Here is a 17,210-nt window from a genome sequence, read left to right as displayed (position 1 = left end):
TGGTGCGCAGAGACGGATGCTGTCACTCAGCAAAATCTCCCCAAGCAAACAGATCAAGGGGCTTCTGCACTAGGCTATTACTGGCCTAGACTGTGAAAAAGCAAAGGCCATTACCGTGCCATTACGCTCACTGCTACCCATACTCCTACTGTGCCTACTCAGCCTGCCATTAGAGGCCAAGCCACTGCTACGCGTCCTGACGTGGCCTGGCTATGCCGATGCCGACTTAGTCGCAGCTTTTGCTGAACGCTATAACGTCGACGTAGAGGTCACCCTTGTCGGTAACGATGACGAGTTGCGGTTTAAGCTGAGTAAGGATGGCGGCAAGCATTACGATGTAATCACCGCCAACACCTCCGAAATCAACCACTTCGTACAGCAGCAGCTGCTGCAACCCTTACGCTTGGCAAATTTGACCAATCGCAACGGCCAACTCCAGCAGTTTCGTCAGATCAACGACATTCCCGGCTTAATGCATAAGGGGCAGGCCTACGGAGTCCCTTATGTCTATGGCGAGATGGGGCTGATCTATAACCGCAAGATGATGGATCGCCCACCGAACTCGATTGACAGCCTCTGGGATCCGCAATGGCAGGGTCAAGTGCTGGCCTATGACGGCAGCAGTCACAGCTTCTCCCTGGCCCGCCAAGCCCTTGCTAAACCTCCCTTCGCGACACCAAACGAAGAGATGCCCGCCACGCTAACCAAGCTGATTGAGTTGCGGCGTAACGTGCTGAGCTTTTACAGCTTGCCGGAAGAGTCAGTAAGCCTGTTTACGCAAAACCCCGTTGCCTTGATGTATGCCAACTACGGTCGTCAGCAACTTAAGCTGTTACAGGATGCAGGCGCCGATGTGGGTTACGTGATCCCTCAGGAAGGTGCGTTTGCCTGGCTGGACTGCTGGGCAATTACTCGCACTTCGCCCAACCGTGACCTGGCTGAGCAATGGATCAACTACAGCCTTGAGCCACAAGTCAGCGTCGCCTTGACTGAGCGCCAGGGCCTGGAAAACACCTTGCGCACCCTGCACGCCTCAAACGCGCCCTTGCACCTGATTTGGCTTGAGCCTGTGGCAAACGCTGAACTGCGCGCCAAATTGTGGCAATCCATACTCGCCGGGGAGCGCCCGGAAAACGTAGTGCAGCCTTGAAACTCAGCCTTGGCAGTAAGCTCACCGTATTGCTCTGCTTATTCGGTTTGCTGCTCAGTGGGCTGGCCAGTTACTACGCCCTGAGCAGCAGCAAGCAAATCTTGATTGCTGCTGCCAAGCGCGATCTGCTGCTGGCCAATCAAGTATTGGGGCGTAACCTGCAGATCAGCCTGGAAAATTTCGCCGATGACCTCAAGGTACTCAGCACCCAGTCGCAACCGGTTGACGTGCTTGCAGACATGCCAAGGAGCAACAAAGAGTTTGCGGAGTTAACTCAGCTATTTACCTCCATGCTCAACGCCCACCCCGAGTACCAGCGTATTCGCCTGATCGACGCGAAAAACCATGGTTTGGAGCGCATCAACGTTGATCGCCACGGCATGGTTGCCAGCAGCGCTTTACAAGAAAAAGGCCATTTCCCCTATGTGTTTAAAACGTTGAAGTTAGTGCCAGGCCAGCTGTTCTTTTCTGAGATAGCCCCTTCGCGCCTTGATCCGGACAAAGGGTTAACACTCCACCTGGCCAGCCCTATTTGGGCCAATGACCAGCACGTACTCGGTCTGATAGTGCTGAGCATCAATATCAAGAAGCTATTCAGCCGCTTGCAGCGCGATCTGCCCGACTACTATCAGTTTTTTCTGGCCAACAGTCAGGGCGAACTGCTGCTCAACCCTGAGCGCAACAAGTCCCAGACCAACGGGCAAGGCCCCAGCGTAATGATTCAAACCCAGCTGCCGGAACTGCTTGCTTTACTTACAGGGGAAAGCAGCAACATGCTCAGTATTCTGCCAGCCAAACGTGAGCAGCCGACCCGGCTAGCGGCCTTTACCACCGTCAGCTTCGAAGCTGAGAGCAAGCATTTACTACTGGGCCTGGCAGTACCCGAGGAACATATCCTCGCAGCATCCCGCGAACTCGATCAGCGCCTGATACAAATCATCGTGGCGCTTAGCTTGATCACCCTGCTGCTCTCACTGTGGCTTGCGCGCAAGATGATTCGACCCCTGAATCAAATAGGCTTGGCAATCGCCCATTTCAGCAAAGACCTCAGCCTGCAGCCACTGCCAACCGAGCGCGGTGACGAACTTGGTAAGTTGGCCCGAGATATCCGCGCCATGCAGGAAAAAATCCTCACTCAGATAGTCGAACTCAACACGAACCAGAAAGAGCTGCAGCGCATGGCGCACAACGACCCGTTGACCGGCCTACCCAATCGCCGCCTGTTTTTCGATCGCCTGCAACACGCCATCAGTAACGCCGAACGCAGCGGCAAGTTGTTAGGCCTGCTTTATGTTGACCTCGATCACTTTAAGGAAATTAACGACAGCCTCGGCCACGCCGCCGGCGATGAGGTACTGAATAACGTGGCTCACTTGCTCGCCTCGGTGACCCGCAGTGGCGACACCGTGGCCCGCTTGGGCGGTGACGAGTTCGTCATACTCTTCGATGAGGTTGAGAGCCACGCCACCCTGCTGGGTATTGCCCAGAAGCTATTGGCCTTGCTGCAAAACCGCCTGTTGATCGATGGCAAAGACCTGCAGGTACGTGCCAGCCTCGGTATCAGCCTTTACCCGCAAGACGGTAGCGATGCGCAAACGCTGCTACAAAATGCCGACCGCGCCATGTACAACTCGAAGCGCAGTGGTCGAAATACCATCACCAGCGCCTAAGTAACTGCACGCGGTCACTGCCTCGCGTGCTACGGGCGCCGGCTTAGCGTATTGACGCCTAACCTAGCCCTGATGCAGCGCCCGGTAATGGTTGGGCGCCATGCCCACCACTTTGCGAAACAACCGCGAGAAGTAATACACGTCTTCATACCCCAGCTGCTCCGCCACCTGGCGAATGCCCTGCTCACCTTCGTCGAGTAGGCGGCAGGCGTGGGCCATTTTCAGTTGGATAAATTCCTGAATCGGCGCGTGCCCGGTCAGTGCGCGGTAGGTCTTGGCGAAGTGAAAGCGCGACAGTTTGAACTGCGCAGCCAGCTCATCGAGGTTCAGCGAACCATGTAAGTGGGCACGCATCACTGCCTGCACCGCATCCACATCCAGCACCCGCCCAGACTTCAAGGTGGCGCGCGTTGGCAACACCGCCAAGGACGTCAGCAGCACCTGCAACTGATGCGCCGCATGAATAAAGTGAGGCAGGTTAAGGCCTTGTTTACGCAGGTTAAGTAACGCATCAAGCTCAGCCAACAAGCGTGGCTGCACACCGATACGCCACAGCGGCCCCTTGCCCAGCGGTTTAACAAAATCGGCCACCAAGTCGCCATCGAAGTGCACCCAATACAACGTCCAAGGTTTTTGGGCATCTGCGCCATAGGCGTGAGCAATACCTTTTGGCAACAGCAGCAGATCACCACCACTGACAGCTAATCGTCCATCCGGCGTGTCCAACCAGCCCTGCCCGGCGCGGCAGTAGATCAACAGGTGATCGTCTGGCGCGGTGCGCTGCATACCGTGCCCTTGCGCTTGCGGGTAGAAACCCAATGCCAGCGGGTAGCAGCCACTCGCCAGTGGGCTTTTGACTAATAAACGCCGTAGTCGAGGTGGCGTGATAAAGCGCACACCGTTGACAGGCAGAGGCCAATTAGAGGTATCCACATAGGCAGGCATTCGGCTCTCCGCGCGTCTTTCAATCACAAGATAGTCCATCCACTGACCAAGATCGTCAATCCACAAAGTGGATTAAGGCCGCTATAACACGGACAAATAACCACCGAGTCCCGCGTGAGACTCACCCGGAGGAACAATGGCCAAGGCAATCCCACAGTTGATCGACGGCGAATGGCGCGAAAGCCGTACCCGCGAATTTATCGAAGTCACCGACCCGGCGACCCAGCACGTTTTGGCGCTCACGCCCAAGGCCACTGCCGAGGAAATTGAAGCGGCGATTGCCAGTGCCAAGGCAGCCTTCCTGACCTGGCGTGAAGTGCCAGTGTCTGACCGCGCGCGGGTGATGCTGCGGTATCAGCACTTGCTCAAAGAACACCACGATGAGCTGGCGGAAATCCTCGCAGGCGAAACCGGCAAAACCCTGGCCGACGCCAAGGGCGATGTGTGGCGCGGTATCGAGGTGGTCGAGCAGGCGTGCAATATCGCCAGCCTGATGATGGGCGAGACCATGGAAAACGTCGCCCGCGACATCGACACCGCCAGTTGGATTCAGCCACTCGGCGTATGCGTGGGCATCACCCCGTTTAACTTCCCGGCGATGATTCCGCTGTGGATGTTTCCCCTGGCCATCGCCGCCGGCAACACCTTTATTCTCAAGCCCTCCGAGCAAGACCCACTGACGCCTAATCGCCTCGCCGAGCTGTTTATCGAAGCCGGCGCCCCCAAAGGTGTGCTGCAAGTGCTGCACGGCGCTCGCGAAGTGGTCGACAGCTTGCTCACCCATCCGGACATTCGCGCTATCTCTTTTGTCGGTTCAGTGCCGGTTGGCCAGCACATCTACCGCACCGGCACCGCGCACCTAAAGCGCGTGCAAGCCTTTGCCGGGGCCAAGAACCATATGGTGATCATGCCCGACGCCAATAAACAGCAGGTACTGAGCAACTTGGTCGGCGCCAGTTGCGGCGCGGCCGGGCAGCGCTGCATGGCGATCAGCGTGGCGGTGTTCGTTGGCGAATCCAAGCAGTGGATTGATGAGCTGCAGGCACAAATGGCCGACCTGCAACCCGGTTACTGGACCAATGGTCACGCTGCCTTTGGCCCACTGATCAGCCAACAAGCCAAACAGCGGGTCATTCGCATCATTGCAGAAGGCAAAGCGGAAGGCGCCGAATGCCTGCTGGATGGTTCGCACTGCACGGTCGAGGGTTACCCGAACGGCAACTGGATCGGCGCCACCTTGTTTCGCGGTGTCACTGCAAAAATGAGCCTGTACCGCGAAGAAATCTTCGGCCCGGTACTGGTGTGCATGCAAGTCGACACGCTGGATGAAGCCATCGAACTGGTCAACGCCAGCCCCTACGGCAACGGCACCTCGATTTTTACCCGCTCCGGCGGCGCGGCGCGGCATTACCAGCACACGGTAGAAGTTGGCCAAGTGGGCATTAACGTACCGGTACCGGTGCCGCTGCCGTTCTTCTCGTTTACCGGTTGGAAGGGCTCGTTCTATGGCGACCTGCATGCCTATGGTAAACAAGGGGTACGGTTCTTTACCGAAACGAAAACGGTGACCAGCCGCTGGTTTGATGACGACGCCCTCGCCAGCGCTGCACCTGCCGGGCCGAATATGACCATACAACTCAAATAACCTATTACCGGGCCGGTCACGAGCCGGCCCGGCTTTATGAATCGGGGCATCACGCCCAAAAGGATGCGCAATGGACTTTGAACTTAGCGAAGAACAACGCCTGCTGGTCGAAAGCGCTCGCCAATTCGCCAGCCGTGAACTGGCCCCGCATGCTGCCGACTGGGACCGCGACCACCACTTCCCGGTGGACGTGATCAAGCGCGCGGCCGAACAGGGCTACTTGGCCCTCTATATCGATGAAGACAACGGTGGCCTTGGCCTTTCCCGGTTATCCGCCTCGCTGATTTTCGAGCAGCTGTCAGCCGGTTGCATCTCCACCACCGCCTTTCTCACCATTCACAACATGGCGGCGTGGATGCTCGCCTCCTTCGCTGATCAGGCACTGAAAGACACCTGGCTGCCGCGCTTGGTCAGTGGCGAGCTGCTGGCCTCCTACTGCCTCACCGAACCGGATGCTGGCTCAGACGCCGCGCACCTGCGCACCCGCGCTAAGCGGGATGGCGATGATTATGTGTTGGACGGCAGCAAGTGCTTTATCTCCGGCGCAGGCGCAACCGATGTATTAATTGTGATGGCCCGTACTGGCGAAGACAGCGGCGCCAAAGGCGTGTCATGTTTCTTGGTGCCGGCCGATGCCGAAGGCGTGAAGTACGGGCGCAACGAATTGAAGATGGGCTGGCGCGCCCAACCAACACGCACCATCACCTTTGACGGGGTGCGCATTCCGGCCGGTAACCGCATCGGCCCAGAAGGCCAAGGCTTCGTCTATGCCATGAAGGGCTTGGATGGTGGACGGATCAATATCGCCAGCTGCTCTTTGGGCGCGGCGCAGGCGGCGCTGGAACAGTCACTGCGTTATGTGGAGGAGCGCAAACAGTTCGGCAAGCCCCTCAGTGACTTTCAAGCGCTGCAATTCAAGCTCGCCGACATGCTCACTGACCTCACCGCCAGCCGGCAGATGGTGCGTTTAGCCGCACATAAGCTGGACCACGGCCACAGCGAAGCCAGCTTGTATTGCGCCATGGCCAAGCGTTTTGCCACTGACCATTGCTTCACCCTGTGCAACGAGGCACTGCAACTGCATGGCGGTTATGGTTACCTCAATGATTACCCGTTGGAGCGCTGGGTGCGTGACAGCCGCGTGCACCAGATACTGGAAGGCACCAACGAGATCATGCGTGTGATCATCGCCCGTCGCCTGCTTGACCAAGGCGGCATGCTCGATCGCTTGCTCTAACGAACCCAACCTGTAGAAATGAGGACGCTTATGAGCCACGCCATCGAAGCCTACAAAACCGGGGTCTTCGACTTGACCCACAAGATCACCGTGGAAAAGCACGGCCACACGGCGCTGATCACCCTCAACAACCCGCCGGCTAATACCTGGGATCGCGATTCGTTGATCGGTCTTAAGCAGCTGATTGAGCACCTCAACCATGACGATGACATTTACGCCCTGGTGATCACTGGCCAAGGCGCTAAATTCTTCAGTGCGGGCGCTGATCTCAAGCTGTTTGCTGATGGCGACAAAGCCCGCGCCCGCGAGATGGCTAAACGGTTTGGCGAGGCTTTCGAGGCCCTGCGTGACTTTCGTGGCGTGTCAATTGCCGCGATTAACGGCTACGCCATGGGCGGTGGCCTGGAATGTGCGCTGGCCTGCGACCTGCGCATTGCTGAACAGCAGGCGTACATGGCGCTGCCAGAAGCCACGGTGGGCCTGCTGCCCTGCGCCGGTGGCACGCAGCACCTGAGCTGGTTAGTCGGTGAAGGCTGGGCTAAGCGCATGATTCTGTGTGGCGAACGGGTTGATGCGCAAACCGCGCTGCGTATCGGCCTGGTCGAGCAAGTGGTCGACAGCGGTGAAGCCCGCGGCCATGCCCTTTTGCTCGCAGCCAAGGTAGCGCGGCAGAGCCCGGTGGCCGTGCGCACCATCAAACCGCTGATTCAAGGCGCCCGTGAACGCAGCCCAAGTACGTGGCTGCCAGAGGAGCGTGAGCGCTTTGTCGATCTGTTCGACGCTGACGACACCCGTGAAGGGGTCAACGCTTTTCTGGAAAAACGCGACCCGCAGTGGCGCAACAAGTGATCCGAACGGTGCGAAGCCCTGCGCAATTTTCTACCTAGGCAACGCAAATCCGTAGGGTGGATGTAGCTTTTTACATCCACCGTAGCCCAACTCGGTGGATGGATAAAACGCCGGCTACGCGCCCCGACCCACCCGACTCTGGAAACGCTGATGAACGTGCATTTTGAAGAACGCCCGGCCCAACATGGCATGCGCATCGGCATTGCCAGCCTAGACGCCGAAAAGAGCCTTAACGCCCTCACGCTGCCGATGATTGAGGCGCTGGATGCCACGCTTAAAGCTTGGGCCGAAGACCCCAGCATCGCCTGCGTGCTGCTGCGCGGTAACGGCCCTAAGGCGTTCTGCGCCGGCGGTGATGTGGTGCAATTGGTGCAGCAGTGCCGTGAACACCCCGGCGAAATACCGCCTTTGGCGCGGCGTTTTTTTGCCGACGAATACCGCCTCGACCACCGTATCCACACCTACCCGAAACCTTTTATCTGCTGGGCTCACGGCCACGTCCTGGGCGGTGGCATGGGCCTGATGCAAGGCGCCGGTATTCGTATCGTTACCCCCAGCAGCCGACTGGGCATGCCCGAAGTGAATATCGGCCTGTACCCGGATGTCGGCGGCAGTCGGTTCCTCGCCCGCCTGCCCGGCAAGCTCGGGCTGTTCCTTGGCCTGACCGCCAGCAGCATTAACGCGCGCGATGCGTTAGATCTCGATCTGGCCGACCGCGTGTTACTCGACGAGCAGCAAGATCCGTTGCTCGAAGGTCTGGTGCAGTTGAACTGGTTGGAGCAACCGCAACAACAACTGCATAGCCTGCTTAAAGCCTTGGAAAACCAGGCCTTAGGCGAGCTACCCGAAGCCCAGTGGTTGCCGCGCCGAGCGCGTATTGATGAATTACTCGACACAGCCGACCTGCCCCACGCCTGGCAGGCCATCCAGGCTTTACAGGACAACCACGACCCGCTATTAGCCCGCGCCGGCAAAACCCTCGCCGGCGGTTGCCCGCTGACCGGGCACCTGGTGTGGGAGCAAATCAAGCGTGCCAAGCAGCTGTCTCTGGCCGAGGTATTCCGCATGGAATACGCCATCAGCCTGAACTGCTGCCGTCATCCGGAGTTCCCGGAAGGTGTTCGTGCTCGCCTGATCGACAAAGACCACGCGCCACAGTGGCACTGGCCCGATGTAGCGAGCATCCCGCAGCAGGTAATTGACGCGCACTTCGCACCGGCCTGGGACGGTGAGCATCCGTTGACGGATCTGTAGTGTAGATAACGTTCTTTTCATCCACCGACCAGACCGAAACTGGTGGATGGGTGAAGCGCCATCCACCCTACACCGATACACAGCCCCTCGTAGCCCGGATGCAATCCGGGAGGGGTTGATTTAACAACCTGCCCGGGCTGCATCCGAGCGACAACGTTCAGCGCTAAGGGAGCATAACAATGACAACAATCGCTTTTATCGGCCTCGGCCATATGGGCCTGCCCATGGCCCGTAACCTGCTCAAGGCCGGCTTTAACCTTAAGGTATTTGATCTGGTGCAGGCGGCCATGGATCAACTGGCCGGCGAAGGTGCACTCGCCGCCGTCAGCGCCATTGAGGCCGTGCAGGGCGCGCAGGTCGTGGTCAGCATGCTGCCCGCCAGCCGCCATGTCGAAGGCCTGTACTTGGGTGCTAATGGCCTGTTCGCCGCGCTCAAACCCGGCACCCTGGTGTTGGAATGCTCGACCATCGCCCCAGAAGCCGCGCGCAACGTGCATGCGGCGGCGCGCGAACGTGGCATTCAACTGCTTGATGCACCGGTGTCTGGCGGCACTGCCGGTGCGGCGGCAGGCACTCTAACGTTTATGATCGGCGGCCAGGCAGAAACCTTGGCCAAGGCCCAGCCCTTCTTTCAGGCCATGGGCAAAAATATCTTCCATGCCGGCCCCGACGGCGCAGGCCAGGTGGCCAAGGTGTGCAACAACCAAGTGCTGGCAGTCCAGATGATCGCCACGGCCGAAGCCATGGCCATGGGCGTGGCCAACGGCCTAGAGCCGGCTGTGCTGGCCGAAATCATGCGCCAGAGTTCAGGCGGTAACTGGACGCTGGAGAAATACAACCCCTGGCCCGGCGTGATGGCTAACACGCCGGCATCCAACGGCTACAGCGGTGGTTTTATGGCCGAGCTGATGACCAAAGACCTAGGCTTGGCCCAAGAAGCCGCGCAAGCCAGCGGCAGCAGCACGCCGATGGGCGCATTAGCCTTACAGCTGTATCGCCTGCTGCTCAAGCAAGGTAAGGGCAAACAGGACTTCTCGGTGGTGCAGCAGCTGTTTGTTGAATAAATGCGAAGGGCTGGTAGATCGAATGCAACCCGCGAGTAGGTGCAGAGCCTTATAACGACCCCGGATTGCATCCGGGCTAGGCGCTGTTTATCGATAAAGAGCGCGCGTTTTTCACAGTAAAAACAGACCCCGCTCGCACGCTCCGTCAGCCACCACATGCCCAGCACATTGCGCTCGGCCTGATAATCGGCTTGGTGCATGAGTCCGCACACGTGTGTGGGCACAAACGCCCCAGCCCTTCGCCCATTTATGGTGAAGGGCTGCAAAACTCGAACGGCTTACATTGAGCAGCATCCGCCGGCTTATTCCAAACGCACGCGATAAACCTCACCCAGCGAAATCAGCCGATCACGGGCCAAAGACAACGCGCTCTGCGTCAGCGGCCGCATGCCATCAGCAATCGCCTGTTGCTCAATCTTCTGGGCCGCTACATCCGGCTGGATCAGGGCGCGCAGCGCCGGGGTCACTTCCAACAACTCGTAGGCAGCAATACGTCCGGCAAACCCCTTGCCGTTGCAATGGCTGCAACCGCGGCCGACATAGAAGACCTCATCCGCGGAGAGACCCAAGCCCTTGCGCACATAATCCGACACCTGCTCCGGCTCCAGGCACTTGGGGCAATTACGCCGCACCAGACGCTGAGCCAACACCCCAAGCAGGCTGGCATTGAGTAGATAAGGCGCGATGCCGATTTCGAGTAACCGCGTCACCGTGGTCGCCGCGCTGTTGGTGTGCAGGGTGGACAGCACCAAGTGCCCAGTGAGGGCGCTTTCAGTGGCCATCATGGCGGTTTCCTGATCGCGGATTTCGCCGACCATAATCACATCGGGGTCGTGGCGCAGGATGTGCCGCAAGGCGTGGGCAAAGGTGTAGCCAATTTGCGGTTTGACTTGGATCTGGCGAATACCGTCGATCTGGTACTCCACCGGATCTTCCACGGTAATGACATTCACCCCCGTGTCTTTGATGCCATTCAACGCGGCATACAACGTGGTGCTTTTACCTGAGCCAGTAGGGCCGGTGACCAGCACAATGCCTTGGCTGTGGCTGGTGAGCTGGCGAAAGCGTTCGGCATCGCGATCATTGAAGCCAATTTGGCTCAGGGTCTTCATGCTCTGCTGGGTATCGAGGATACGAATGACCACGCTCTCGCCATGCACGGTTGGCATGATCGACAGGCGCAGGTCGATATTGCGCTCCCCCATAACCACCAAATGCCGGCCATCTTGCGGTAAGCGCCGCTCGGCGATGTTCATGCCGCCGATGATTTTGATCCGGCTGACAATCGCGGCCAAGTTGCCTGGCTTGATCCGACGCACCTCGGTCAACACGCCATCGATGCGAAACAGAATGGCCACCTCATGCTTACCCGGCCGCAAGTGAATATCTGAAGCCCGACGTGAGATGGCATCTTCAAGCAGGCTGTCGACAAAGCGCACCGTGGGCTTTTCTTCGGCCAACTGCTTCATCCGATGCAGGCTCATCTCCGGCTCGCGGCTCTCACTCTCGGGCAACTGCAACGCGGCTTCCGCGCCGTAGAGCCGATTGATGGCCCTGTCGAGTTGTTCATCTTGAGCCTGGATCGCCTCAACCTGCTTACCGGTGATAAAGCCGATGAGGTGCAGCAGATCGCAGTCCGATGGGTTAGGCGTGGCCACCACTAGCATCTCGCCTTGGACCAACAATGGCAGCACCCGGCGCTCGCGGGCGAGGTTCTCCGGCAACAACTGCACGGTTTGCGGCTCAAGCTGGAAGGTTTCTAGATTGACTTGGGCTATATCAAGCTGCTCAACCAGAGCGCTGGCCAAGGCGTGCCGGTCGACCAGCTCTTGTTTAAGCAGAATCTGCCCCAGACGCCCAGAATGACTGTCTTGCTGTTGCTGGGTCAGGGCGTTTTGCAGCTGCTGCTGATTGATCCGACCCTGGTTGACCAGCAACTCACCGAGCCGCCGATGGCGGCGTGGGGAGTCGGTGCGCTGCTGCAAATAATCGAACAGTTGCTGGTGGTCATTGATGATAGATGGCACGTCCGATACTCCTCGATTACCCAATAAAGCCAGCATATCGCCATTACGCATGCACTGATTGTTCTGCGTCAATTTCGCACAACGTAATTTATACCGATGGTCACCTTACTGATAACCGGCTGTTTGAGCCCCCTAACGCGTGAGTACCCGCACGCATCGAAACGAAATACTCAGCCCCAACGCGGTCACACCAACTGCACATCACGGCCAATGGCGAAGGCTGAACATACATTGCAGATAACAAAAAGCCGCAGCGAACTGCGGCTTGATTCTGTGCACGGCCTGCCTAACTCAACGTTCGCGCAGCGCCTCAGCACGGGCGCGGATGATCGGTTTAAGCAGGTAACTGAGCACACTTTTCTTGCCCGTGATGATATCCACCGAAGCCACCATGCCAGGAATAATCAGCAGCGGACGCTCTGCAGTGCCCAGATGGCTTTTATTGGTGCGCAGCTTGATCTCGTAAAAACTGTTGCCGTCGTCGTCCGTCACGGTATCTGCACCGATCTGCTCCAACTCGGCCTTGAGCCCGCCGTAAATAGTGAAGTCATAGGCGGTGAACTTGACCATGGCTTCCTGCCCCGGATGCAGAAAGGCGATGTCTTGCGGACGGATACGTGCTTCAACCAACAGGTTCTCACCCAACGGCACAATTTCCACCAAGTCGCTGCCCGGCTGAATCACCCCGCCGATGGTGTTGACCAGCAACTGCTTGACGATACCGCGCACCGGCGACACCACCAGCGTTCGGTTGACCCGGTCCTCCAGCGCTTTGCCGGTGGACTGGATTTTACTCAGATCGGTTCGCGCCTCGTTTAGCTGAGTCAGCGCCTCACTGCGAAAACGCCCACGGGTTTCATCAATTTTGCGCTGCACTTCATTGATCGCCGCCTGAGCCCTTGGCATGGCCAAGGTGGTGGCATCTAGCTGACCGCGCGCTTCCACTTCGGCCCGCTTAAGGCGCAACACTTCCACCGGAGAAATGGCACCTTCAGCCACCAGCGGCTCGGACATGTTTATTTCCTGGCGCAGCAGGCTGAGGCTATTGCGAAACTGGCCTTGCTTAGAAGCGAACTCGCGCAACTCCTGCTGACGCTGAATCAACTGCTCTTCTAAACCCGCCACCTCATCGAGCAATTGCTGTTTGCGGCTGTTAAAGAGCTGAATCTCGTTATCCGCCTGACGACCAGCTTTTTCCCGTATCTCATCAGTGATCAGCAGTTCGCGGTCCTGCACTTCGGCGTTGAGGCGCTCCACGCGCAGCAGCAAGGCCAGGCGATCAGCCTCAGTTTCGCCCACATTGGAGGCAAAACGGGTGTCATCCAGACGCAGCAATGGAGCGCCCACCTCGACAATTTGCCCTTCGCGGACAAACAACTCAGCGACGATGCCGCCTTCCAAGTTCTGAATTTTCTGCAAGCGCGAGGACGGGATGGCCTTACCATCGCCACGCGTGACCTCGTCAACCATGGCGAAATTGGCCCACAGCAGGCAAAACACCACAAACGCGATCAACCCCCAGATGGTCAGACGCACCACCCGCGGCGCGTCCTCGATCAGCGCTTTGTTAACCTCAGGCAGCGGCTCATCGCCGAGCTCATCGCGGCTGCCGAAATAAGCGGCAATAGCCTGACGCAGGCTCTTCTTCTCGGGCTCTTTAGCTGACACTGATCTGCCCCTTCTTCAGCGCTTCCATGACGCTACCTTTAGGCCCGTCAGCAATGATTTGCCCACGATCGACGATGACCAGCCGGTCAACCAAGCTAAGCATTGAGGCACGGTGGGTGACCAACAGCAGGGTTTTGTTGCCAATCACGGCAGCCAAACGCTGTTTGAGGCGCTCCTCGCCGGTGTTATCCATAGCGCTGGTCGGCTCATCCAGCAGCAAAATCGGCGGATCAAGCAGCAGCGCACGAGCGAGAGCGACGTTCTGCCGCTGACCGCCGGAAAGGTTCTGCCCACGCTCCCCCACCTGCAACTCATAACCTTTCGGGTGCAGGCGAGCGAACTCATGCACGCCGGCCAGCTCGGCGGCCTGCAACACCAGCTCGTCTTCCACATAGCGCGCGCCGGACACTAAGTTGTCGCGCAGGGTACCGCTGAACAGCTGAATATCCTGCGGTACATAGCCGATGTTGTGGCGCAGGTCGCTGACATCCAGCTGACGCACATCAATACCATCAACCAACAGGCTGCCTGCATCAGGCTGGTATAAGCCGACAATCAGTTTGGCCAGCGAGCTTTTGCCCGAACCACTGCGGCCGATAATGCCTATTTTTTCACCCGGGCGAACCACCAGGTTAATGCCCTGCAAAGCGGCCTGCTGTTGATCCGGGTAGTGGAAATCCAGCTGGCGAAACTCGATGGCGCCCTGCAACGACTGACGCTTGAGCGGACGCTCGTCGGCGTGACGCTCTTGCGGCAGCTCCATCATCTGATTAACGGATTCAAGAGTGACGCGCGCTTGCTGATAACGAGTAAGCAAACCAGAAATCTGCGTCAGCGGCCCAAGCGCACGACTGCTGAGCATGTAACAGGCAATCAAACCGCCCATGCTCAGCTTACCGTCGATAATCTGGTACACCCCGAGCACAATCACAATCACCCCAGCGAGTTGCTGCAGCAGCATGGTGGCGTTCATCGCGAAACTGGAAAGCATGCGTGCGCGCAGCTCCAAACGGCTGAGGGTGCCGATGGTCTGCTCCCATAGATATTGCCGCTCGCTCTCAGCGTTATTGACCTTGACCGCATCCAGCCCAGCCAAACTTTCAATCAGGCTTGACTGACGCTCACCCGCCAACGCCATGGTGCGCTGCATCGTCTCGGCCAGCGGCCGCTGCAAGGCCCAGCCGATCAAAGCTACCAGCGGGAAAGCCAGCACCGGAATCCACACCAAGTGCCCGCCAATCATGGCAATTACGGCGAGAATCAACAGGGTAAACGGCAGGTCGATAACGCTGGCCAGCGTCAGCGAGGCGAGGAAATCGCGCAGGCTTTGGAACTCATGAATGTTCTGGGCAAAACTACCGACCCGTGCCGGACGAAACTTCATGGCCATGCCAACGATGCGTTCGAACAGCGTGGCGGAGATGATCAAGTCAGTCTTTTTGCCGGCTAAATCCAGACACAGCCCGCGCAAGGTTTTTAGCAATAAATCAAAGAAAAACACCCCCGTGATGCCAATCGCTAACACCCATAAGGTGGCTTCTGCTTGGTTGGGCACCACGCGGTCATACACATTCATCACAAACAGCGGCGTAGCTAAGCCAATCAAATTGATCAAAAAACTCGCCGCCACCGCATCGATATACAGCCAGCGCGACCGTTTGAGGGTGTCGCGAAACCAGGACGTGGCGCGCGGGATCATCTCGCCACGGTTGAAATCAAACTTGTGCTGCGGTTGAGCAAAAAACACTCGACCGCTGTAATCCTCAGTGAGCGCCTCGGCACTCACCCGCACCTCACCACCCTCGCTTTCGCTGGGCATGATGCGCGCGTGCCCCTGTTCATCCCAACCGAGCAAAATAGCGCTACGGCCATCGTTTAGCAGCAGCAAAGCAGGCATGGCCAAAGACGGGATTTTATCCAGCGCACGGCGTAACCATCGCCCCTGCAAACCTGCACGAGCCGCTGCACGCGGCAGCAACTCGGCACTCAGGCGCTGCTCAGGCAGCGGCAGCCCAGCGGTAAGCATGGCCCGACTCACCGATTTTTGGTGCAAGCCGCACAGTGATAACAAGCTGTCTAGGAGGGGGTCATCGTAGCGATCACGAGGATCGCTACGAACTTGCATCGGGCTTGGCTCTACTGCCACAAGGAATCACTCTTCACGACTGCGCTCAATTAAGGCCCGGCAAGCTAACTTGAGCCTTGATCTCGTCTAACGGTGCGGCAGCCATTGGCGCAACTACACCCTGACTCTTGAGCAGGGTGCCCATGGTGGCCTTGATCCGATATTGAGTAAACATCTCGATGAAGCGAACTTCTTCAAGGCGACGCGAAGCGGTGAACAGCTCGTTTTCACTGTCGAGTAAATCCAACAACGTACGCTCACCCAGACCGAACTGCTTCTGGTAAGAGCCGCGCACCCGGCTGCTGTAATCTACGTACTGCTGGGCAATCGGTAATTGCTGACGGGCATTTTCCATGGCGTTCCAAGCCAGACCTAACTCTTCATTTAATACCCGCAGCGCATTGTTACGGATATCCATGGCTTGACCGGTCTGATAGGCCTTGGACTGCAGGTCAGCTTTATTACTACCGCCCGCGAACAGGTTGTAGCGCATGCGCACCATCGCCTGCCACTCGTTGCTGTGACCATTAACACCATCGATATTGTTGTCCAAACCGCGCGACAACTCAGCATCAAAGCGTGGATAGAAACTCGACTTAGCGGCTTCATATTGCTGCTCGGTGGCCTGAACATCCGCCTCTGCCGAACTCAGCAGTGGGTTATTGGCGAGCATTTCTTGGCGCGCAGAACTTAGGCTTTGCGGTAAATGCCCGGCCAAACCAGCAGGCCGACTCAACTCGCTGGCATCACGACCGACCACACTGAAATAATTGACCTGTGCATCAGCCAAGTTAGTCTGCTCGGTAATCAGGTTGTTACGCGCCTGAGCCAAACGCGCCTCGGCTTGATCAAGGTCTGCGGTGCGGCCCACACCACTTTCGCTGCGGCGGGTGATTTGGTCATAAATACGCTCGTGACTGGCCAGGTTAGTCTCAGCCAGACGCACCAATTCCTGACGCGTCAGCAAATCGAGATAAACCTCTGCGACTGTCAGTGCAGTCCGCTCGGCAGTTCCAAGCAACTCATAAGCACGGGCATTAACGGTGGCACGCTGGCGGCCCACTTCGCTGCTAGTGGCAAACCCATCAAACAGCATCTGTTGCACACGCAGGCTCGACTCGCCGCGATTCAGCGTTTCGGTATTATGAGTAGTGCCACGGGTGCCGGGGCTGTCAGTGCCCTCACGGCCATAACCTGCCAACAGGTCGACCCGCGGCAGGTAACCGCCTTTGGCAGCCTTCATTTGTTCTTCAACTGACAAACGCGCATTGATGCCCGCCTGAATCTCAGGATGCACATCAAGGGCACTTTGCATGGCTTCATTAAGAGTCTGACCGTGGGCAGCCATCGACACCGCAAGAGCAAGAGGGAACAGTGCAAAAAAACGCATTGAGTGAATTCCTTATCAGGTTGGACTAGCGACTTGAGCCGTGAAACATTACACCTATCAAGCGCGGCCGGAAGAATACACAAGCAACCGACTAAGCGTGAACTGCATCACAGAGTTTTTATGCCAATATCAAAGTGACATCAGGTGCCGCATTGTTTATTATCCCGAGCAGTCGGTCAATAGTTT

At 57.8% G+C, this 17,210-nt stretch carries 12 protein-coding genes; 7 read left to right on the top strand and 5 right to left on the bottom strand.

Annotation, left to right across the window (positions count from 1 at the left end; all coding sequences use genetic code 11):
- Positions 1-115: 115 nt before the first annotated feature.
- Both WF513_RS05520 and WF513_RS05515 read left to right on the top strand, forming a co-directional pair.
- Positions 116-1,150: an extracellular solute-binding protein gene (locus tag WF513_RS05520; protein ID WP_339082220.1), complete on the top strand. Its 1,035-nt coding sequence runs from the start codon at positions 116-118 to the stop codon at positions 1,148-1,150.
- Complete coding sequence (locus WF513_RS05515) at positions 1,147-2,820, top strand: diguanylate cyclase (RefSeq protein ID WP_339082218.1); 1,674 nt, start codon at positions 1,147-1,149, stop codon at positions 2,818-2,820. Before WF513_RS05520 ends, WF513_RS05515 begins: the two co-directional genes overlap by 4 nt.
- 63 nt (positions 2,821-2,883) lie before the next feature.
- Here the strand turns inward: WF513_RS05515 and WF513_RS05510 are convergent, their stop codons facing one another.
- Positions 2,884-3,765, bottom strand: a complete 882-nt coding sequence (locus WF513_RS05510) for an AraC family transcriptional regulator (RefSeq protein ID WP_339082217.1) — start codon at positions 3,763-3,765, stop codon at positions 2,884-2,886.
- 136 nt (positions 3,766-3,901) lie between these two features.
- On the opposite strand from WF513_RS05510, the gene WF513_RS05505 reads away from it, so the two are divergent.
- From WF513_RS05505 to mmsB, 5 genes are all read left to right on the top strand, one after another.
- On the top strand, positions 3,902-5,410 hold the full coding sequence (locus WF513_RS05505) for a CoA-acylating methylmalonate-semialdehyde dehydrogenase (protein ID WP_339082215.1): 1,509 nt from the start codon (positions 3,902-3,904) through the stop codon (positions 5,408-5,410).
- A 70-nt stretch (positions 5,411-5,480) separates the two neighbouring features.
- Positions 5,481-6,647 carry an isobutyryl-CoA dehydrogenase gene (locus tag WF513_RS05500; protein ID WP_339082213.1) on the top strand — a complete coding sequence of 389 codons (1,167 nt, stop codon included), beginning with the start codon at positions 5,481-5,483 and terminating at the stop codon, positions 6,645-6,647.
- A 30-nt stretch (positions 6,648-6,677) separates the two neighbouring features.
- Positions 6,678-7,496: an enoyl-CoA hydratase gene (locus WF513_RS05495; protein ID WP_339082211.1), complete on the top strand. Its 819-nt coding sequence runs from the start codon at positions 6,678-6,680 to the stop codon at positions 7,494-7,496.
- Between the two features lie 150 nt (positions 7,497-7,646).
- Complete coding sequence (locus WF513_RS05490) at positions 7,647-8,750, top strand: enoyl-CoA hydratase/isomerase family protein (RefSeq protein WP_339082210.1); 1,104 nt, start codon at positions 7,647-7,649, stop codon at positions 8,748-8,750.
- A 179-nt stretch (positions 8,751-8,929) separates the two neighbouring features.
- A complete protein-coding gene (gene mmsB / locus WF513_RS05485; RefSeq protein ID WP_339082209.1) occupies positions 8,930-9,814 on the top strand; it encodes a 3-hydroxyisobutyrate dehydrogenase in 885 nt (294 codons plus the stop codon).
- 302 nt (positions 9,815-10,116) lie between these two features.
- Here the strand turns inward: mmsB and WF513_RS05480 are convergent, their stop codons facing one another.
- From WF513_RS05480 to WF513_RS05465, 4 genes are all read right to left on the bottom strand, one after another.
- Positions 10,117-11,841: a GspE/PulE family protein gene (locus tag WF513_RS05480; protein ID WP_339082208.1), complete on the bottom strand. Its 1,725-nt coding sequence runs from the start codon at positions 11,839-11,841 to the stop codon at positions 10,117-10,119.
- 291 nt (positions 11,842-12,132) lie between these two features.
- Positions 12,133-13,479: an HlyD family type I secretion periplasmic adaptor subunit gene (locus WF513_RS05475; protein ID WP_339083424.1), complete on the bottom strand. Its 1,347-nt coding sequence runs from the start codon at positions 13,477-13,479 to the stop codon at positions 12,133-12,135.
- Between the two features lie 19 nt (positions 13,480-13,498).
- Entirely contained in the window at positions 13,499-15,655 is a 2,157-nt protein-coding gene (locus WF513_RS05470; RefSeq protein ID WP_339082207.1) for a type I secretion system permease/ATPase, read from the bottom strand.
- A 25-nt stretch (positions 15,656-15,680) separates the two neighbouring features.
- Positions 15,681-17,024: a TolC family outer membrane protein gene (locus WF513_RS05465; protein WP_339082206.1), complete on the bottom strand. Its 1,344-nt coding sequence runs from the start codon at positions 17,022-17,024 to the stop codon at positions 15,681-15,683.
- Between the last annotated feature and the right edge of the window lie 186 nt (positions 17,025-17,210).

Origin of the sequence: Pseudomonas sp. TMP9, from assembly GCF_037943105.1 — a bacterium.
GTDB lineage: Bacteria > Pseudomonadota > Gammaproteobacteria > Pseudomonadales > Pseudomonadaceae > Aquipseudomonas.
This window is presented reverse-complemented; position numbering and strand designations above follow the sequence as displayed.